Here is a 20,733-nt window from a genome sequence, read left to right as displayed (position 1 = left end):
CTCCTCATTTAACTTTACGATGTCCGACCACGCGAACAGAACCATGCCGTTTATGGTCAATCAGCCCGCCAACCGCTGATCGCTTTTACTTCAAGATACTCCTCCAAGCCCCAATACCCCCCCTCGCGGCCATTGCCGGATTGTTTGAAACCTCCAAATGGACTGGCAGAGGCACGATTGGAACCATTGAGCTGAACCATTCCGGCGCGCAGTCGGCGGGCAACGCGTTCAGCGCGCTCCAGATCCAGCGACTGCACATAGGACGAAAGCCCGTAGGGCGTGTCGTTTGCGATTTCTATTGCATGTTCCTCATCATCAAATGGAATCATGACCAGTACAGGTCCAAATACCTCCTCGCGCGCTATTGTCATTTGATTGTCAACATCGGCAAACACTGTAGGACGAACATAGTAACCGCGATTGAACCCTTCCGGTCGTCCGGCCCCTCCAGCCACGACGCGTGCGCCTTCCCCGATCGCCGTTGCGATCAAATCCTGAACCTTGCCAAACTGCGTACCGGAGGCGAGTGGACCAATGTGACGCCCGGCTTCACTAGGATCCCCGACCTTTGTTGCGTCCGCAACTTCGGCGGCAATGGTGACTGCCCGCTCATACGCCGAACGCTCGACAAGCATCCGGGTCGGGGCATTGCAGGACTGGCCAGTGTTGAGAAAACAGGCACGCACTCCGCGCTTGACCGCATCACCCAGCGCTTCGTCATCAAACACGATATTGGGCGACTTGCCGCCGAGCTCCAGTGAAACTCGCTTGACAGTTTCAGCCGCGGCCTTTTGAACCGCGATGCCAGCGCGTGCCGAACCGGTGAACGAAATCATGTCGATATCCGGATGACGGGACATCGCCTCTCCGACCACCGGTCCAAGCCCGTTTACCAGATTGAAAACGCCTGCCGGGAAGCCCGCGTCATCAATCATTTCGGCCAGCAACATTGACGAGAACGGAGCAATTTCCGAAGGCTTGAGGACAATGGTGCAACCGGCGAGCAATGCCGGGATCACCTTCAACGCCACCTGGTTCATCGGCCAGTTCCACGGCGTAATGAGACCGCACACCCCGATCGGTTCATGGATGATGCGTTCCTGCGGATTGCGGTCGTCAAGAACATGTTCGAACTCGAACGTCTTGGCCACCCTGAGGAATGACTTGATGTGACCAAGTCCTGCCATCGCCTGCGCGTCCCGGGCAAGGGAAATCGGCGCGCCCATCTCCTTCGAAATGATCTCCGCCATTTCATCAATGCGCGCCTCGTAGATCTCGCGGAGTTTTTGCATTAGTTCCAGCCGGTATTCCAGCGCGGTGCGGCCCCAGTCTATAAAGGCACGGCGCGCTGATGCGACCGCCTTGTCGACATCCTCACCGGAGCCTAGGGAAATTGCTCCGAACGGCTGCTCGTCGGCCGGATTGATGACCTCGAACAGCTCTCCTTTTGCTGGAATGCACCATTGGCCGTTGATATAGAAATCCGGTTTCGTCAGCATTCATCCATTCCTTCACTCGGTGTTGAGGTTTACGTCGCGGCTCAGGCAATCAAACCTTCAAGGGCGTCATCCTCGTCGCCAAGCCAGAGCGACAGGGCCAGCAATCGCTTGAAATAGCCGCTGACCGGTGTCTCGTTCGCCATTCCTATGGCTCCGTGCATCTGGATGCTCTCCTGCGAGACAAACCACGCGGCCCGCACAATCACATAGCGCGCCCTGGCCAAAGCCCTGTCTCTTTGCTCCGGGCTTTCCTGGTCAACGGCTGTGGCCGCCAGAGCCGCCATGGTTTCCGCCTTGGCCTGTTGGATTGTCATGTCAACATAGCGGTGGCGAAGCGCCTGATGGGCTGAAAGCGGCTGGCCGAACTGACGCCGCACGCCGAGATACTCCGCCGTGGCATTGATCATATAGGCCATTGCGCCCACTGCTTCGGCGCATTGTGCAGCCGTGAGCCTGTCTACAATACCGCGGAGCAGGCTCTCGGCTTGCTCACCCACGGCCACTATCGCATCCTCGTCAATGACAAGGCCGCTAAAGGACGCGTCCGCAGCCGGCATGGAGTCTATCAGGGTGCAAGGTTGCAGGAGCGGGGAAAAACTTGCCCGATCCAGCATGATGATGACGAGATGTCCCGCCTCATTCCTGGCCGGCAGCACAAGCCAGTCGGCCTCCTGAGCGAAGGCGATCATCCGCTTGGCCCCGTCAAGCCGCCATTGCCCCTCGCCCGCGCCAGAGAGCACGGTCTGGAAGTCCCGCAGAACCGGCAATGCATCCACTTCATGCAATGCGATTGTCGCCACTTGACGGCCTTCGACCAGCGCTTCAAGCAGCGCCGTCACCCGCCCGGCGGGTTGATCGAGTTCTGCAAGAGACGGGGCGATTGCCGCAGAGGAAACGGCGTAAGGGCTTACCACGCCCGACCCGGCCAGCAACCGGCAGACAAGTGCGGCCGTGCGCGCGCCGCCATATCCGCCGTACCGCTCCGGCATCACCGCCGCAAACAACCCGAGTTCAGCAAGCATCGGCCACAGTTCTTCGCGCCAATGGCCACCGGATTGTCCGGCAAGCGCACGCGACAGCATGTCAGCCAGCATCTCCAGCGTGTCGTCCGGCTCGAACAGGAGCGGCAAGGCGGTCTTCGTCGGAACGGGAATGCTGTTCATCCGAATATGCCTTTCGCCGCTATATTGCGCTGGATTTCATTCGAACCGGCGTAAATGGTGGTCTTGCGCATGTTGCAATAATTCTCGGCCGCGAAATAATGTCCGGCGTTCGAGGCTATGCCCTGTGGATTGAAGGGCATAGCTTTCGAGCCCAGTGCGCGTACCTGGAGCTCCGAAATCGCCTGCTGAATCTCCGAACTGATGATTTTCAGCACCGGAGCCTGCAGCGGGTTTTCACGCCCCGCCTCAACTTCCCGCAGAAAGCGTAGGTTGGTCAGATCGATTGCGGCAAGCTCGGCCTCCAGGGCCGTCAACCGCTGCCGGAAGGACTGATGTTCCAGCAAAGGCCGGCCATGGCGCAGGCTTGTCGCCGCCATCTCCCGCAACCTTGTCAATTCCCGCTTGCAAAACCCCATGCCGCCAAAATTGAGACGCTCATGTTCAAGCAGGTACTTTGCATAGGTCCAGCCCATGCCTTCTTCGCCAACCCGGTTTTCAACCGGAACCTCGACGCCTTCGAACCAGACTTCATTGATTTCGTGCTTGCCATCAAGTGTGATGATCGGGCGTATCTCGATTCCCGGCGTGCTGAGATCAACCAACAGAAAGCTGATGCCGTTCTGGCGTTTGGTTTCGTTCGACGTGCGCACCAGACAAAAGATCCAGTCGGCATCGTGTGCCGACGTCGTCCATATCTTCTGACCGTCGACGACATAATGATCGCCCTTGAGCACTGCCCTGGTTTTGAGCGAGGCAAGATCCGAGCCCGAGCCGGGTTCTGAATATCCCTGACACCAGAAGTCATCGAGCCTGGCGATTCGCGGCAGGAAATGATCGCGCTGCCGCTGGTCACCATATTTCATCAGCACCGGCGCAACCATTTTCAGGCCGAAGGGTACAAGTTCCGGTGCGCCGGCAATCGCGCATTCTTCTTCGAAGATGTAGCGCTCGACGGAGGTGAACCCCGGCCCGCCGAATTCCTTCGGCCAGCAGTAGGCGCTCCAGCCGCGCTCGTGCAAAATCCGAGTCCATTGCTCGATTTCGCCGCGGTTGGCGTGGTGTCCACACTTGAGCCGTGCCGCAATTTCACCGGGCAGGTTCTCCGCAACGAAATCCCGCACCTGATTGCGGAATTTCATCTCGCGTGCGCTGAAAAGGCCGCTCTCCGGGTATCCCAATACATCCATCATGATCAGCGGCCTGTGAATTGTGGCGCGCGTTTTTCTATGAAGTGGGCAACACCTTCCTTGAAATCCTCACTCAGGACGCTTTGCGCCATTTCCTTGTTGGCCGAGATTGTAGCCTCGGCGAGCGTCTGGAACGGCACCTCATACAACTGGCGCTTGATGACAGCCATGGCACGAGGCGAAACCAGATTTGCCAGGTCGCGCGCATAAGTCATGGTGGCCTGTTCGAGCTCCTCTGGAAGGTGGATCTGATTAACCAACCCCATACGGAATGCCTCGGGAGCATAGAACTTCCTCGCGGAAAGCAGCAGCTCCAGCGCATTGGCGTGACCGACAATGTGCGGCAACATCCAGCTCAATCCATGTTCCGCGATAAGCCCGCGACGTGCAAAAGACGTGGAGAATACCGCATTATCTGCCGCAAACCTGATGTCGCAGTAAAGCGCATGTACCAATCCGATGCCCGCGGTTGCCCCGTTGAGCATGGCAATGACCGGCTTTTCAATTGCCGGATAGAATGAGTAGCGCGTCTGCCAATCCGGCCGTCGATTCATGTCGAACGGGCGCATCCATTCTTCGGCGCGAATATCCTCGGGATCGAGGTTGGCCAGTTCGTCAATGTCAGCGCCGGCGCAAAAAGCGCGACCTTCGCCAGTCAGCACGATGACGCGCACGTCGTCATTTATTTCCGCGGCTTCCATTGCCAACCGGACTTCGCGCTCCATCGTCGCGGTCCATGCGTTCATTCGCTCGGGTCTGTTCAGGATAATCCGGGCGATCCGGTCCTCGATTTCATATTTGATGTGCTCGTATGCCACGATTCAATCCTCAATGTTCTCCAGCAAGACACCATTCGCCCATTGGCCGCGCTCGCGGCCCAGATAGGCCTTGGTTGCAGGACGGTCCTGCAGCCAGCCGACCCAACGCCCGAAAACCTGCCGCATCCGTTCGCTTTCGACGCCGAGCTGGGTCATCGCCACGCCACCATTGACGGATTCACGGTACTCGGCGATCAGCCCGTCACGGAGGATGAAGCGCGACATGCCGTCGATCACGACCTTGTTGCCCTTGAATCTCTCCATACGGGAGGAAAAGCTCGACAGCGACCAGGCGTATCCCATGTTGCCGTCGATAACGCCGTCAAACATTTCCCATCGATAGTCATCTCCGGCATCACGATGAAACAGGTTCTGCATCATGTGGGCGATACTTTCTCGTCCGCGATGTTCGCCGTAGATGTAGTCATAATAGACCCCGTCCGGCGTGAAGCACTGCGCGAACCGCTCCCCGTCTCCGCTCTCCGCGGCGATGGTGAATCTGGCAAGTAGCTTGTTGAATTCATTACTGTTCATTGCAGTATTAATACTCCGAGTTCATGGCGCGCAGGCGCATGCGATCGACCTTGCCGGTGGCGTTTCGTGGAAGACTGTCGATAATGCGGACTTCGCGGGGGACCTTGTAGCGAGCCAGGTTGGCGGTCCATTCGGCGATCATGGTTTCCGGATTGACCTGCATTCCCGCTTCGGCAACGACATAGGCAACAATCCTCTCGCCGAGCTTCTCATGTGGTTCACCGATTGCCGCCACCTCCAGGACGCCGGCCATACGGTGTGCCAGTTCTTCGATTTCGCGCGGGTAGACATTGTAGCCGCCCGATATGATCATCTCTTTCTTGCGGTCGACCACGAAGAGGAACCCGTCTTCATCGATAATGCCGATATCGCCGGTGTGAAGCCACCCATCGCGAAAGGCTGCATCCGTCAGATCAGGCCGACGGAAATAGCCCTTCGCGAGGCCTGGGGAGGAAACCAATATTTCGCCCTTCTGACCGGGCGGCAGATCGCAAAAATGTTCATCCACGATCCGAAGCCTGACGCCCCAATAAGGTTGTCCGGAAGATCCGGACTTGCGCTTCGCTCCGAACAACCGGGCGCCACAAATGGATGGGCTGGCCTCCGTCATCCCGTAACCTTCAGAGATTGGGACCGAAAACCGCTCCTCGAAACGCGCATGAACCTCCTCGGGAAGAGCCTGACCGCCAGACACGCAGCCACGCCAGCATGACAAATCAAGCCCGTCGGGAAGGGGCGCCTTGGCGAGCATCCAGTACATTGTCGGGACGCCCATGAAGACCGTCACCCGGTCGCGGTCGATTGCCCTGAGCGTTTCCTCAGGATCAAACCGCGCCGACAATGAAATTGAAGCGCCGACCAGAAGAAACGCCGTGTGAAGGCATGTGTGGCCAAACACATGACTGAGCGGCAGCACTCCATAGCCGCGATCTTCCGGCGTCAGGCGCAGTAGATCAAGCGCGAAAGCCTGCGCATTCCAGAACAGGTTGTAGTGCGTCAGCTCAACGCCCTTCGGCAGTCCCGTGGATCCAGAAGAATACAGGATCACAGCAGTATCGTCCGGCCTGCAAGGTGGACAATCGACCGCGCCGGCAGTGGTCGAAACCAGCGGCTTGCCAGCTCCAGCTATGTCATAGATCAGACCGCATGCCGGATTCTGGTCGGCTCTTGACCCCCGGTCACAGCTGATCACTGCCACCGGTTCGCTGTCACGAAGTATGGCGTTGATCTCCGCATCTGCGAGCAGCGGATTGAGCGGCACCGGCACGGCGCCGGCTCTGAGAGCACCCTGATAGGCGATCACCCATTCGACGCTGTTTGGCAGGACAATGGCAACGCGGTCTCCGGCCCTCACGCCATCGCTCATCAGACGCAGCGCGCACCCGGAAACCAGCTGATCGAGCATTGCATAGGTAACATGCCTGTCACCTTCCACCAGGGCCACCGCATCGGGCCGAAGGATGGCGTGGTGGCGAACGGAATTGCCGATGCTGACCATTCAACGTCCCTCCGTCGGCTTGCCAGTACGCCCGCGAACAGCCCGCCGCACAAGATCCGACAGCCAAGGCACCAGCCCACGCGGGAGGAAGATGACTACTATGACCAGTCCGACCCCGTAGATGATCAAGCGGTATGAATCGGCGATGCGGAGGATTTCCGGAAGCGCCACGGTGAGACCCGCACCCACAAGCGGCCCAGCCAGCGTTCCACTACCGCCGAGAATAACCGCAAGTATGGCATTCAAGGAGTGGTCCACCGAAAATGGCGCGGGGCTCAGGAAGCTCATATAATGGGCGTAAAGGGAGCCGGCGAACCCGGCCAGCGAAGCACTGAAGACAAAAGAGAATAACTTGTAACGCCAGCAGGCGACGCCGGCCGCTTCGGCCATGGTTTCATTCTGGCGAATTGCCTGCAACACGAGGCCTACGCGCGAACGGAGAAGTGCGGCTATGATCAGCATCACCAGCCCAAGAGCTGCGAGCACCAGATAGTAGTAGTTCACCCGGCTTAGGAACGAAATCTCGATATCAGCAATCCGGATCGACTCCGGCGCCGGGATTCCAGCAATGCCGCCTTCGCCGCCGGTCACGGGGATCCAATTAACCAGCACGATGAAGATCACCATGTTCAGCGCCAGGGTAACGATGGCGAAATAGTGCCCCTTGACCCGAAGTGACGGATAGCCGGCAATCAGCGAAGCGGCGGCGGTGATCAGCGGGCTGACTATCATGCAGATCCAGACAGGCCAGCCGGCGTTCAAATTCAGCAACGCCGAGGAATAGGCGCCGATTCCCATGAATCCGGCCTGTGCGATGGAAACATATCCCGTGTAACCCTGGATGACATTGGCACCCTGGGCCACGATCATCCAGATAATCGCAAGAATGGCCAGGTGAATGAAGTAGTTCGATGTCAGCAAATAGGGGAAAGCAATTCCACCAAACGCGACCGCTGCAATAAGAACCAGCCGGATCATCGGTTCGACCTCCGTCGCATGAGACCTTCAGGCTTGATGAGCAAGACACCGATCATCAAAAGGAAAGCAATAACGTCCTTGTAGGCGGACGAGACGAACGCCGATGCGAAAGCTTCCGACACGCCAAGCACCAGGCCGCCAATGATCGCTCCGGGAATGGAACCAAGGCCGCCAAGAATGAGAACGGCGAAGCCTTTGACCACCAGTCCGCCGCTCACACCCGGGGCCACCGCGAACAGGGCTCCGACCAGCACGCCGGCCGCGACACCCAGGGCGGAACTCAGTCCGAAAACAAACATCGACACTGTATTGACATTGATGCCCATCAAAATCGCAGCCGGACGGTTCTGGGCGACCGCGCGCACCGCCATGCCCATCCAGGTCCTGTTGATCAGGATCGTCATTGCGACCACAAGAAACGCCGCGATGCCGAGAATATAGACACGCAATTCCGGCAAGGTGACTCCGCCGATGTTGAAGACGCGGTCAAAGCCGGTGGGGATGATCACCTGGTCGACGCCAAAGACGAGCAGATTGGCCTTCTCGATGATCAACGTGAGCCCAAGCGCAATTATGAAGGCGTTGATCGGCGGTGCGTTGCGCACCGGATGGTAGGCCACACGCTCCAGCACCACGCCGAGCAGCGCGCCGACCGCCATGGCCACAGCCATGGCTGGAAAGAGACCAATCCCAAACTGCTGTATGAAGAAGAACGTGAGATAACCCCCAAACATCGCCACGCTGCCATGAGCGAAATGCGCGATGCCGAGAATGCCGAAGATAATTGTCAGCCCAAGGGCGACCAGCGTATAGATACTGCCTATCACCAAGCCGTTGAAAAGCTGCTGGATCAGATCCACTAACATTGCGAACTCCGGAGTGTGGGTGTGCGAAATGGATCGCACACCCGTATTTAGCGCACGGCTAAAGCCGACCTGTTACTTGGTGATCGTTTGGAAGTAGGCCGAATAGGCGGCGGAGTCCGACGGAAGCTTGGTCACGAAGTCCCACTTGTCGTTGTGGAACTGAAACGCACCATTCGAAATGTAGGCCTGCCCCTTGGGGTCGAACATCTTGCCGTCGACCGGCAGGTATTCGAGAACGGTCTCTTCCGGCACAGCGAGATTGCGGAGCGCCTTCTTCACGTCATCGAGCTCGACCGTGCCGGCGGCTTCCAAGGCGTCACGCAGGACATAGACCTGGTCATAGGCAAACGCGCTGTTCGGGGTCGGGTAGGCATCCCACCGCTCCTCGTAGGCTTTCGCATATGCCTTGGCGGTATCACCCAGCGCATCAGCATTGAATTCGATGGCGATCAGATCCCAGACGCCTTCCAGGGCTTCGCTGCTTGCTACGCTGAGAAACTGTTCTGCGCTGCCGCCGGAAAAGCCATACCGCGGCGCTGTGATGCCGAGTTCATAAGCCTGGCGGTAGGCGAAGGCCACTTGCTCGACATAGCCTGAGATGAAATAGCCATCCGGCTCGAGCCCGCGCAGCTTGGTCAACTGGGCGCTCATGTCGCGATCCTGACCGCCGAAGGTCTCCAGCGCCACGACTTCACCACCTTCGGCTTCGAAGGCTTCGATTAATGCGTCACGATACTGGGTGAAAAGTGCGACATCGCGGGTCGCGAGAACACCGAGGCGCTTGACCCCCTTGCTGGCGATGAAGCGGCCGGCGGCAGCGCCGGAATAGTCACCCGGAGGACGGGTCCGGAATACGTTGTCATTGCCGGCAGCCGTGATGGCGCGCGCACCAGCGGTGCCCACGAGCATGATGACATCCTCGCGTCCAATGATCGATGCCACCGCACCTGTCGACGCCGAGCAGCAATAGCCCATCAGGAACTTGACGCCATCGCGGTCAATCAGCTTGCGAGCTACATTTGTCGCTTCGGTCGGATCAGCCTTGTCGTCATACTCGATGGTTTTGAGCTTGTAGGTATCCTCACCCACATGCACGCCACCGCCGGCGTTGATCTGCTCGATGGCGAGATTGATTGCGCGCCTTTGCGGTTCGCCATAAACAGCACCTCCACCCGACAGGGCATCACTGACTCCAACCGTCAGTGTTTTCTCTGCCGCGGTCGCCATCTGCGGCAACAGCGCCAGCGCGGTCGTTACGGCAAGCATGCATAATCTGTTCATTTGGGTCTCCTCCTCAAGTTGAACATTTCGTCTTCAGGCACCAAGATAGGCGCGCTGCACTCTGGGATCGCTTGACATCTCCGCGGATGTCCCGGCCGCAACCACTTCGCCTGCCTCAAGCACATATGCGCGATCGGCGACGCGAAGCGCCATGGAGACCGCCTGCTCGACAAGCAGCACGGTGACACCAAGCGCCTTGATTTTCACGAGCGTGTCTTCGATCTCGTCGACCACTTTCGGGGCGATGCCGAGCGAAGGCTCGTCAAAGATGCAAAGCTGCGGCTTGGCCATCAGTGCCCGGGAGATGGCCACCATTTCCTGTTCACCGCCGGAAAGGGTTCCCGCCATCTGGGATGCGCGTTCGCGCAAACGCGGAAACAGGGTCATCACCTCTTCGATTTCCGCGGAGATGTCTTCTTTCCGGCGGCGATAGGCACCGAGGCGAAGGTTCTCCATTACGGTCATTTCCGGAAACATCTGCCTGCCTTCCGGGCACATGGCAATGCCGCGGCGCGCAACCTCATGCCCGGCCATACCGGTGATGTCCGCGCCTTCGAAAACAATGTTGCCGGCGGTGGGCTTGATCAGGCCGCAAACAGCCTTGAGCAGACTGGATTTGCCCGCACCGTTCGGGCCGATCAAGGCGACGCATTCGCCCTCTCCGACTTCAAGGGAAACGCCATGAACGACTTCAGCGCCGCCATAGGCAATTCGCAGGTTAGTGACGGTCAGCATCGCGATGTCCCAAATAAGCTTCGATCACTGCAGGATCATTCCGGATTTCCGCCGGGGTCCCGTCGGCGATTTTCTGACCGAAATTCAGCACGACAATGCGGTCGCACACATCCATGATCAGCCCCATGTGGTGCTCAATCACCATGACGCTGATCCCCTTAGACGGCAGGATCCGGATAACGTCAGCCAATGCCTGCCGTTCGCTCGAAACCATACCGGCCGCCGGCTCGTCGAGCAGGATCACCTTGGGTGCCGCGGCGACCATCACCGCAATCATTAGCAACCGTTGATCGGCGGCGGACAGGGTCGAAGCAATCTGCTCCGGCCGCTGGTCAAGCCGCACCGCTTCAAGCGCCGACATCGCATTCGCAATCATGGTGTTGTTTTCGCTGCGCGCAGCAGGTGTGCGCAGCACCGCAGACAAGGGGGAAACGGTCCGGCGCGAATGGCAGCCGAGCAACACATTGTCGAGCACGGAGAATTCCGGAAAAATCTGTGTCGCCTGGTAAGTACGGACCATGCCGCGGGATACGATCGCGTCGACGGACATCTGTCCGGTATCAACGCCTTCCAGCAAGATCTGCCCCGAAGACGGGCGCACCGCCCCTGAAAGAACGTTGACACAGGTTGACTTGCCCGATCCGTTCGGCCCGATCAGACCAAGAATTTCACCCGACCTTATGTCAAACGTGACGCTCTTGAGGGCCTGAACACCGCCGTAATTCTTGTCGACCGCGAGCGCACTGACCAGAGGCTTATTGCCTTTGTCACCCGAGCCCAATGGCCTCTCTCTCAAACCTGAAGTGGCCACCCTCGCCCTCCTCCTCGTATGGCGTGAATTCACGTCAAAACGTCAACTCCCCGACGCATGATCGGCACATTCATACATATCAAACGTTATGTCAACTCTTGATTAGGTTTATCGACTTCAAAGTCGAAATTTTTATTTCAAAGTAGCATGCGTCGCGGCACGATGAATTTATTCGTTTATATTCAATGCGTTAGGTTTCCCGAAATTCCGATCCACCACGCCTTCAGGCACTACGCGGCAAACCCGATGCCGAAACATCAGGCCGGAGAAACCTTGCGCAATTAACGTGCGAGTAATGTCAGCGTGAGTTTTCGGATCGCCCGGCAAGACCGAACAAAGCCGTCAAACCTGGCGGCACCGGCTGAGCGGAAAGCCCGCTGCGGGTAAAATCACCGATTGCCGTGGCAATTTCGTCGACCTGCCAGGACCCGCCGGGCCGGTACCATTTGGTCACCCAGTTGGCCGTGCCAAAGACACAGAAAGCTGCGAACTTCGGTTCACAAGGCACAATCGTGCCTTCCTTCACGCCTTGACCGATCATATCGATTACTTCGGCCTGGAACCGGTCGCGACATTCGATGACATACGCAAGTTGCTGGGGTTTGAGGGACTTCTCTTCAAGGATAATGACGCTGTAGCTCTCTTCGGAGATCATCGAGCGGACATAATCCGACATCGTCCGGCAGACTCTCTCCAGCGCATTGAACGACATCTCACGGCAGACAGAATCCAGCGCCTGTTCCGATGCCGCCAGGTGGCATTGATAAAGCAAATCCTGCTTGTTCTTCACATAATAGTAGAGCGTCGGCTTGCTGATTCCCAATGCGTCGGCAATGTCGGTCAGGGAGGTCCCATGATAGCCATTCGTTCGGAATGCAAATGCGGCCTGCCTCAAGAGGGCGTCCTTCTTGAGTTCCCGCTGCTCGGCTGCCGTCGGCACCGCCTTTTTCCATGACGTCATGGCACCCTCCCCGATATGTCATTTGCGAGTAGTGTCATATCTGTTCGAACCTGGAGACGAAACGTCAAACATGCAAATCGCTGTCTCTGCATATACGCGAGCGCTTTTCGTTTGAGTACCCCCAAGCTGAGGTTTAGTATGAGGTGTCGATTTCTACACAGAAGTGAGCCAGGCATGGAGTTGACCCTTGGAGTTGGATCAACAGACGCCGATGAATTCATACGCTCTGCGGGCCTAATCAGAGAATGCTCGTGAAGTTCCAAGAACCTCATCGCATATGCAGGTAATTTGAAAATTTGGCTGCCGGCATTCTGCCGATTAAGTGCAGCGGTACCGTAAAGTTAAAGGGCTACGGTCAAAGCTGGCATGCACCGCTTCCTCTCACGCAGTTTGCGGGCGAGCGATCTCGTTTCATATTTGCATGGCTGCGGTTCTCAGCTCACGATGATGGTCGGACGCAACATAGTGGCGTGGACTGTGGAAGAGCTTGGAGACTGAATCATGGATGGAGACGAAACGCTGGAGATGTCGGGCATGATGGCGCGTTTGGCTGCGCCGTAGGATTGGAGCCTATCGATGATCATAACGCGTGGCGCATGACCCTGTCTTCTCGGAAGCTTTCGCATCAGACGTTTGGCGGCCCTGGTCTTGCGGCGGCCCTGCACCCGTACATCCGGAACGAAGCCATCCTGATCGGCGGCCCGCCACAGCCAATACTCCTCGCCGCCAGTGGAGATGACGACCTCATCAAGGTACCATTTCTCGGCAAGCTTTCCAGCTGAACGCCGCCGGATTTCATTGGCAAGTAGCAACCGAATTTCTCGGCCCAAAGGCCAACTGTCTGGTGCGGGACAGTCATCCCGTGCGCCGCCGGTAAGTCTTCGACCATCCGCAAGCTGAGCGGGAAACAAAGATAAAGCCAGACGGCAGACAATCACTTCAGCTGGGAGCCGGTGGTGGCGATAAAGGGGACCACGTACGGTTTGAGTCATGCCGCAAAATCGCACAGGCCAATCGCCGCGGGGTTAACGTTACGATGCCGCCCAGAGAAGGCTATGAGTTGAGAATATCATTCGCACAATTGGCAAGAGGACGCACCAACTGGCCGATTTCATCAGCTTTCTTGTTGCTTGCTGTGCCGTCGTCAACGCGTTTTCTGACCCCTTGTGCAATACATGCCAATCGGAACAGACCGAAAGCCAGGTAGAACGGCCAGTTGTCGATGCCGCTGATGCCGGTGCGTCTGCAATAGAGGTCGATGTAGGCCTGCTCTTCCGGAATGCCGAGGGTGGAGAGATCAGCCGTACCCAACCCTTTGAAGACAGTGTGGCCGGGCCAGCGCCAGAGCATGCACTGATAGGCCAGATCGGCAAAGGGGTGGCCCAGTGTGGAAAGCTCCCAATCCATAACGGCAATGGCGCGGGGCGCGTCAGGCGCGAACATCACATTGTCGATCCGGTAGTCCCCGTGCACAAGGGAGATGCGGCCGTCATCGGGTACCATGTTGGTGTGAAGCCAGCCGATCAGCTCCTCCATCTCGTCGATGGTTTCGGTTTCCGTAGCGCGATACTGTTTCGACCAGCGAGCGAATTGACGTTCGAAGTAATTTCCGGGACGGCCGAAATCGGAAAGCCCGACGGCTTCGGGATCGACGGTGTGAATCGCCGCCAGAAGCCGGTTCAGGTCATCATAGGCCGTGCTGCGGTCATCGACCGATAGCTCCGGAAGCGCAGGGTCCCAGAAGACGCGGCCGTGGAGGAACTCCATCACGTAGAAAATGCTGCCGAAAACCTCGGGGTCTTCACACAGATGCAGCACTTTGGGCACTGGCACCTCGGTCTGCCGCAGAGCAGCGAGCACCCGGTATTCGCGGTCCACCGCGTGGGCGGACTGGAGCAGCTTTCCCCTCGGCTTGCTGCGCAACACATAGCGCCCGCTTGCGGCGTCCACGCGATAGGTCGGGTTCGACTGGCCACCCGAAAATTTCCCGATATGTGTCATGCTCCGGAATCCCGGAACGGATTTTTCCAGATAGGAGGCAAGCTGCGCTGCTTCGGATTGCGAAAGGGTCATCCTTGCGCTCCGGAGGATGCATGCCAGGCTTTGACCAGCTGACTGCCAAGCGACATCATGTGCACCTGATCCGGCCCATCCGCCAGGCGGATCTGACGGGCATAGTTGAACAACTCGGCCAGCGGCAGATCCTCGGTCAAACCCTTGGCGCCATGTATCTGGATCGCCCGGTCGATCACGGTCTGCGCCATCGAGGGTGCCACGATCTTGATCGCTGCGATGAGGTCGCGCGCGCCCTTGTTGCCATGGCGATCCATCTTGGCGGCTGCTTTCAGAGTCAAAAGCCGGGCCTGTTCGATTTCACACCACGAGCGTGCGATATCCTCCCGGATCGACTGGTGCTGGCTCAATCGGCGGCCGAACGTCGTGCGGCTCTCGACCCGGTCCAGCATAAGCTCCAGCGCCCGCTGTGCACCGCCGATCAGCCGCATGCAATGGTGGATCCGTCCCGGCCCCAGGCGTCCCTGCGCAATTTCGAATCCACGACCTTCGCCGAGCAGGATATTGTCCGCCGGCACGCGGACATTTTCGAAGACAATTTCGGGTTCGCCAAGTGGGGCATCGTCATAGCCCAGCGTCATCACATGTCGGACTATGCGCACGCCGGGCGTGTTGCGCGGAACCAGGATCATGGATTGCTGGGCGTGGCGTTTCGGATTGTCCGGATCGGTCTTGCCCATCAGGATCAGGATTTCGCAATTGTCCCGCATCGCCCCGGTGGTAAACCATTTCCGCCCGTTGATCACATATTCGGAGCCCTCGCGCCGGATCTCGCATTCGATATTGGTCGCGTCGGAGGAGGCCACATCGGGTTCGGTCATCGCAAATCCCGAGCGGATTTCGCCGGCGAGCAGCGGTTTCAGCCAGCGCTCCTTTTGCGCAGCACTGCCGTAATCGTGCAGCACCTCCATATTACCCGTATCGGGTGCGTTGCAGTTAAAGACCTCGGCCGCCCACCAGACCCGGCCCATGATCTCGGCCAGCGGTGCGTATTCCAGATTGCTCAGACCTGCACCCATTTCGGGGTCGGGCAGAAACAGGTTCCACAGACCCGCCTCCCGCGCCTTCTGCTTGAGGGTCTCAAGGATCGGCGGTGTGGTCCATTTCGTCTCCTTCGACTGCACCTGCTGTGCAAAGGTATGTTCCTGCGGCAGGACATGGGTGTCCATGAATTCCCGCACTCTGGCGCTTAGGTCCTGCACCTTGGCGCTTGGTTCAAAGTCCATTTCAGTCTCCTGTCAGTGTCGCGGTCTTATGCGGCGGTCGGGGCGAGGCCCAGCTTTTGTTCAAGTTTGGCGCGTTCCGTGGCCTGTGCCGCGATAGAACGCAGCTTGACGGGGCCGAAGCCGCGGATCTTTTCGGGCAGGCACAGAAGTGCAAGCCAATCCGCAGCCGTTTCGGCAGTCAGCCCGGCCTCCAGCGCATCGAGCGCGGCCTCGTAATCGCGGATCAGCTTTCGCTCCAACTTGCGATCCTCGCTGCGCCCGAAGGGGTCGAGTGGTGTGCCGCGCAACCCCTTCAGACTGGCCAGCAGCCCGAAGCTGCGCAGCATCCAGGGCCCGTATTCGCGCTTGCGCGGCTCCCCCGTGACGGGATCGTGTTTGGCCAGGAGCGGTGGGGCCAGATGCACGGTCAGCTTCTTCGGGGTCGCGAAGGTCTCGCCCAGGCTCTTGCGAAACGCGGGGTCGGCATAGAGCCGCGCCACTTCATATTCGTCCTTGTAGGCCAGCAGCTTGGCATAATTCCAGGCCACCGCCCGTGCCAGATCCTCTTGCCCTGGCAGCAACTGCGCTTCCAGCTTGCGCACCCGCTCCACCCTGCTGGCATAGCGGCCGGCAAGCGCGGCGTTCTGATAAGAGGTCAGATGCTTGTGGCGATGCGCGACAAGCTGATCGAGCGTTTTCGGCAGGACCGGCACGGCCTCCGTCGCAGGACCTGTCAGTGCGGCAATGCGCTGGGGCTGCTCGGCGGCGACACGGCCCCAACCGAAGGCGTTCAGGTTCTTTTCGATCGCCACGCCGTTCAACCGGATCGCCTGCTCCAACGCGTTACGCTCAAGCGGGATCAGGCCCTTCTGCCAGGCAAAGCCCAAAAGGAAGGGGTTGGCATAGATCGCGTCGCCCAACAGCGCTTCGGCCAGCCGCGACGACGCAGTGGGCAGAACCATATCCGCTCCCAGCATCAGCGAAAGCGAGGTCAGCATCGGCTGGCTTTCCTGCTGCTGGTCGGGGTCGAGCGCGAAACTGGCCAGCGGAGTGAGGTGATCGTTCAGCACAGCATGGGTCCGGCCGTGACCATAGAGTTTCATGGCATCGGTACCGGCAGCCACCACCATGTCGCAGCCGATCACCAGATCGGTATGTCCGGCCGGGATGCGGGTACCATGCAGGGCGTCGGGGTCCGGGCCCAGCCGCACATGGCTGGACACCGCGCCGTTCTTCTGCGCCAGGCCGGTTTGGTCGAGCACTGAGGTGCCGAAGCCCGACAGATGCGCCGCCATCCCCAAGAGTGCTCCGATGGTCACCACGCCTGTTCCCCCGATACCGGTGACAAGGATGTTGTAGTCGCCTTGAAGCTCAGGCAGGTCCGGGGCCGGAAGTGAGGCAAGCACCTCAGCCAGCAGGCCGGCCGTATCGGATCTTGCCGTGTCGGGTTTCTTTGGCTCGGCGCCATGGACGGTGACGAAGCTGGGGCAGAAACCGTTGACGCAGGAGAAATCCTTGTTGCAGCTTGATTGGTCGATCTGGCGCTTGCGGCCAAATTCGGTTTCCAATGGGCGCACCGCGACGCAGTTGGATTTCACGCCGCAATCGCCGCAGCCCTCACAAACCGCCGGGTTGATGAAGATACGCTTGGCCGGATCGGGATAGGTGCCACGCTTGCGCCGCCGCCGTTTCTCGGCCGCGCAGGTCTGGTCATAAAGCAGGACCGAGGTTCCTTGGGCATCGCGCAACTCGCGCTGGACCGCGTCCATCTCGCTTCGGTGACGGATAGTCACGCCTTCGGCCCAGGGAGTACCATGCGGATAGGCGTCCGGGTTGTCTGTGACGACGACGATGGTCCTTACCCCCTCGGCCGCGACCTGCCGGGTGATGCCCCAGGGCGTCTGCGGTTTGTCCGAGGGCTGGCCACCGGTCATCGCGACAGCATCGTTGAACAGGATCTTGTAGGTGATGTTCACTTCCGCCGCGACGGCAGCACGGATCGCCAGAGAACCTGAGTGGCAATAGGTGCCGTCGCCAAGGTTCTGGAATACATGCTTGTCTTTGGAAAATGGCGCTTGACCGATCCATTGCGCCCCTTCGCCGCCCATCTGGGTAAAGCTCTCGGTGCGCCGGTTCGGCATCAGAAGCGCCATGGTATGGCATCCGATACCGGCAAAGGCGCGGCTGCCGTCGGGGACTTTGGTTGACGTATTGTGCGGACAACCCGCGCAGAACCACGGCATGCGTGGGCCGGTGGCGGTAGGTGGCAGCGGCGCGGATTGCAGCGCGCGTTCCAGGCGCGGGCGCAGCGCCTCGGTTGCCTGAGCACGCAGGAGACCGGCCAGAAGGCGGCCGACAAGCTGCACCGACAGCTCGCCCTCAGCCGGGAACAGAGGCTGACCGCTGTCATCCTGTTTGCCGAGAATACGGGGCCGGTTTTCTGCGTCATAGAGTATGCGGGCGATCTGATCCTCGATCAGCGGGCGTTTCTCTTCGATGACCAGCAGGGTATCGTGGCCCTTGGCAAAGTCCTTGACGCCTTCCGGTTCCAGCGGCCAAGTCACAGCGGGCTTGAAGATGCTGATTCCCAACGCGTCGAGCGCGGCAGCATCGAGATCCAGCTCATCCAGCGCGCCCATCAGATCAGCCCAGGATTTCCCCGCCGCAACGATCCCCAGCCGCCGCCGGGATGCCGCATGGGTCACCCGGTTCCAGCCATTGGCGCGGACATAGGCGAGCACGGCGGGCATTCGGATCTGCACCAGCCGTTTCTCCTGATCCAGCGCCCAGTCGGAGTGGCGGATATGCACGCCATCCTCCGCAAGAGTGAAGTCGGTCGGCTCGACAAAGCTCTGTGCAAGTGGATCGATGGCCACCGAGGCCGATCCCTCGACAATATCGGTGATGCATTTCATCCCGGTCCAGACCCCCGCATAGCGCGACAGCGCGAATGCCATCAGGCCGAAATCGAGATATTCCTGGATCGACGAGGGATCGAACACCGGGATGCCGGCGGCGATAAGCCCCGGCTCGCTCTGATGCGCGATTGTGGAGGATTTGGCGACCGGATCATCACCGAAGAGGACCAGAACCCCGCCATGGGGTGACGTGCCGGCCAGGTTGCCGTGCTTGAACACATCGCCCGAGCGGTCCACCCCCGGCCCCTTGCCGTACCAGATACCGAAAACGCCGTCATAGTCCGACCGGCCTCCCAGCCCTACTTGCTGGGTGCCCCAGATCGCGGTGGCGGCCAGATCCTCGTTGAGCCCCGGCTGGAACTTGATTTGGGCGGCGCGCAAGTGTTTTTCGGCCTTCCACAACGCCATGTCATAGGTGCCGAGCGGCGAGCCGCGGTAGCCCGAGACAAAGCCGGCGGTATTGAGACCGGCGGCCACGTCGCGGTCGCGCTGCAACATCGGCAGCCGGGCCAACGCCTGAGCCCCGGTCACGAAGACGCGGCCCCGGTCGAGCGTGTACTTGTCGTCGAGCGTTACGTCCTGCATCAGCATGAGGGGGAGTCCTTTTCATAAAGTGCACGCACGGAGAGCCCGGCGGCTTCGCGATCCCAGATCGGCGAGGTGGTGCCGGCGGCGCGCAGAACCGCCTTGCGGACCTTGTTGGTGTTCGAACGGGGCAGGCTGTCGCGGATATCCACGTAGCGCGGGATCATGTAATGCGGCAGCTGCCCGGCCAGATGGCGGAGAAGATCGGCGGGGTCGATGATCGTGTCCGGGTTGACAACCAGGCAGAGCTTGACGTCGTCATCCCCCTCGAACCGCGAAGCGACGCCAACCGCCGCAGCCTCTGCAACAGCAGCGTGGCTGAGCGCGGCGGCTTCGATCTCGAAGGACGAGATGTTCTCGGACCGCCGCCGGATGCGGTCCTTCACCCGGTCGGAGAAATAGAGATGCCCATCGGGTTCCAGCCGGCCCATGTCCCCGGTGTGGAACCAGAGGTTACGCCAGGCCGAAACGGTGGCCTCGGCCATGCCGTAGTAGCCCTGAAAGGTGATCCAGGGCAGGCGCGGCCGGACGAGGATCTCGCCGGTCCGGCCCGCTGGCAGCTCTTCGTCGGTGTCGGGATCGACGATGCATAGGTCGTAGAATTCGCTGACCTTGCCGCAACTTCCGCGTGGAGTGCCGGCCTCGGCCCAGGTGACGATGCCGATCTCGGTCATGCCCCAGCATTCCATGCCTTCAAGGCCGAAGCGGGTTTCGAAATCCTCGGCAATCCGGACCGGAAAGGGCGCGCCCAGTACACGGCGGACAGTATTCTGCTTGTCTTTGGGGACAGGCGGGCTGGCATGGATCATCTCGATCATCGGACCGTGACCATAGGCGAGTGTCGCCTTGTACTCGCACAGGCGCTCAGACCATTGGTCGGGGACGAACTGATGATCCAGCACGATGCTGGCCCCGGCGATCAGCGTTCCGTAGACCGCCATGAATTTCCCGGCCATGTGAAACAGCGGATGGAAGCAATAGGAGATGTCCGAGACGCCCATGCCAAACCGGCGGGCTGTTTCGGCGGCGGTCAGGTGGTTCTGGGCATGGGTCAGGATTACGGGTTTCGCCGGACCGGTTGTGCCGGAGGTAAAGAGGATCGAGGCAGCATCGCGCCCGCGAACCGGGTGGCGAGGCGTGGCGAGCGGCGGGGATGCGACCAGGCTCTGCCAGGAAACAGTTGCGGTGCCGGTGGCATGGTCCGGATCGCCGACCACGATCAGCCGGTCAATCCCGGCCGCGTCCGGATCGACCGCAAGAACGGCGGGGAGGTAATCGGCGGCGAGGATCATCACCCGCGCCTTGCAGATTGTGAGTGCATGGGCCAGGGGCTGGCCGCGATAGCCGGTATTGAGGCAGACCTCGACCGCCCCCAGATGCCCCAGACCAAGCCATGCAGAAATTGCGTCGCGCCCATTGGGCAGCATGGTGATCACCTGATCGCCATGCGCCACACCGAGGGCATCCAGCCCCCCCGCCACGCGCTGCGCCAGATCAAGGGCGGCGGCATAGGTCAGGCCGGGGCCATTGGTAAAGTCGATGAAGGTCTTGTCGGGGTCGGACTCGGCGCGCACGCCCAGCGCGCGCCCAAGGGTCCAGTTATCGAGCTGAAGGTCCATAT

The 20,733-nt window shown here is 59.7% G+C and carries 16 protein-coding genes and 1 pseudogene; all 17 read right to left on the bottom strand.

Going from position 1 to position 20,733, the window contains the following annotated elements; genetic code table 11:
- Positions 1-56: 56 nt before the first annotated feature.
- Complete coding sequence (locus tag O4H62_RS22650; RefSeq protein WP_269391137.1) at positions 57-1,499, bottom strand: aldehyde dehydrogenase family protein; 1,443 nt, start codon at positions 1,497-1,499, stop codon at positions 57-59.
- 41 nt (positions 1,500-1,540) lie between these two features.
- Positions 1,541-2,662: an acyl-CoA dehydrogenase family protein gene (locus O4H62_RS22645; protein WP_269391136.1), complete on the bottom strand. Its 1,122-nt coding sequence runs from the start codon at positions 2,660-2,662 to the stop codon at positions 1,541-1,543.
- Positions 2,659-3,801, bottom strand: coding sequence for an acyl-CoA dehydrogenase family protein (locus O4H62_RS22640; protein ID WP_331284482.1), 1,143 nt, complete (start codon positions 3,799-3,801; stop codon positions 2,659-2,661). The genes O4H62_RS22645 and O4H62_RS22640 overlap by 4 nt, the downstream gene beginning before the upstream one ends.
- Before the next feature lie 53 nt (positions 3,802-3,854).
- Positions 3,855-4,667, bottom strand: a complete 813-nt coding sequence (locus tag O4H62_RS22635) for an enoyl-CoA hydratase (RefSeq protein WP_269391135.1) — start codon at positions 4,665-4,667, stop codon at positions 3,855-3,857.
- Between the two features lie 3 nt (positions 4,668-4,670).
- Complete coding sequence (locus O4H62_RS22630) at positions 4,671-5,201, bottom strand: nuclear transport factor 2 family protein (protein ID WP_269391134.1); 531 nt, start codon at positions 5,199-5,201, stop codon at positions 4,671-4,673.
- A 7-nt stretch (positions 5,202-5,208) separates the two neighbouring features.
- Entirely contained in the window at positions 5,209-6,699 is a 1,491-nt protein-coding gene (locus O4H62_RS22625) for a class I adenylate-forming enzyme family protein (protein WP_269391133.1), read from the bottom strand.
- Complete coding sequence (locus O4H62_RS22620; RefSeq protein WP_269391131.1) at positions 6,700-7,677, bottom strand: branched-chain amino acid ABC transporter permease; 978 nt, start codon at positions 7,675-7,677, stop codon at positions 6,700-6,702.
- Positions 7,674-8,543, bottom strand: coding sequence for a branched-chain amino acid ABC transporter permease (locus O4H62_RS22615; RefSeq protein ID WP_269391130.1), 870 nt, complete (start codon positions 8,541-8,543; stop codon positions 7,674-7,676). Before O4H62_RS22615 ends, O4H62_RS22620 begins: the two co-directional genes overlap by 4 nt.
- 72 nt (positions 8,544-8,615) lie before the next feature.
- A complete protein-coding gene (locus O4H62_RS22610) occupies positions 8,616-9,824 on the bottom strand; it encodes an ABC transporter substrate-binding protein (RefSeq protein ID WP_269391128.1) in 1,209 nt (402 codons plus the stop codon).
- Between the two features lie 33 nt (positions 9,825-9,857).
- A complete protein-coding gene (locus tag O4H62_RS22605; RefSeq protein ID WP_269391127.1) occupies positions 9,858-10,559 on the bottom strand; it encodes an ABC transporter ATP-binding protein in 702 nt (233 codons plus the stop codon).
- Complete coding sequence (locus O4H62_RS22600) at positions 10,543-11,370, bottom strand: ABC transporter ATP-binding protein (RefSeq protein ID WP_269391126.1); 828 nt, start codon at positions 11,368-11,370, stop codon at positions 10,543-10,545. The genes O4H62_RS22605 and O4H62_RS22600 overlap by 17 nt, the downstream gene beginning before the upstream one ends.
- A gap of 298 nt (positions 11,371-11,668) precedes the next feature.
- The gene (locus O4H62_RS22595; protein WP_269391125.1) at positions 11,669-12,331 is read right to left on the bottom strand and encodes a TetR/AcrR family transcriptional regulator; all 663 of its coding nucleotides are present in this window, start codon (positions 12,329-12,331) and stop codon (positions 11,669-11,671) included.
- Positions 12,332-12,742: 411 nt separating this feature from the next.
- Positions 12,743-13,323 (bottom strand): annotated as a pseudogene (locus O4H62_RS22590) (IS6 family transposase).
- 61 nt (positions 13,324-13,384) lie between these two features.
- Entirely contained in the window at positions 13,385-14,404 is a 1,020-nt protein-coding gene (locus O4H62_RS22585; RefSeq protein WP_269391124.1) for a phosphotransferase family protein, read from the bottom strand.
- Positions 14,401-15,630, bottom strand: a complete 1,230-nt coding sequence (locus O4H62_RS22580; RefSeq protein ID WP_269391123.1) for an acyl-CoA dehydrogenase family protein — start codon at positions 15,628-15,630, stop codon at positions 14,401-14,403. The genes O4H62_RS22585 and O4H62_RS22580 overlap by 4 nt, the downstream gene beginning before the upstream one ends.
- Before the next feature lie 26 nt (positions 15,631-15,656).
- The gene (locus tag O4H62_RS22575; protein WP_269391121.1) at positions 15,657-19,118 is read right to left on the bottom strand and encodes an indolepyruvate ferredoxin oxidoreductase family protein; all 3,462 of its coding nucleotides are present in this window, start codon (positions 19,116-19,118) and stop codon (positions 15,657-15,659) included.
- Positions 19,112-20,731 carry an AMP-binding protein gene (locus O4H62_RS22570; RefSeq protein ID WP_269391120.1) on the bottom strand — a complete coding sequence of 540 codons (1,620 nt, stop codon included), beginning with the start codon at positions 20,729-20,731 and terminating at the stop codon, positions 19,112-19,114. Before O4H62_RS22570 ends, O4H62_RS22575 begins: the two co-directional genes overlap by 7 nt.
- Between the last annotated feature and the right edge of the window lie 2 nt (positions 20,732-20,733).

Source organism: Parahoeflea alexandrii (genome assembly GCF_027214025.1).
Taxonomy (GTDB): domain Bacteria; phylum Pseudomonadota; class Alphaproteobacteria; order Rhizobiales; family Rhizobiaceae; genus Hoeflea; species Hoeflea alexandrii_A.
This window is presented reverse-complemented; position numbering and strand designations above follow the sequence as displayed.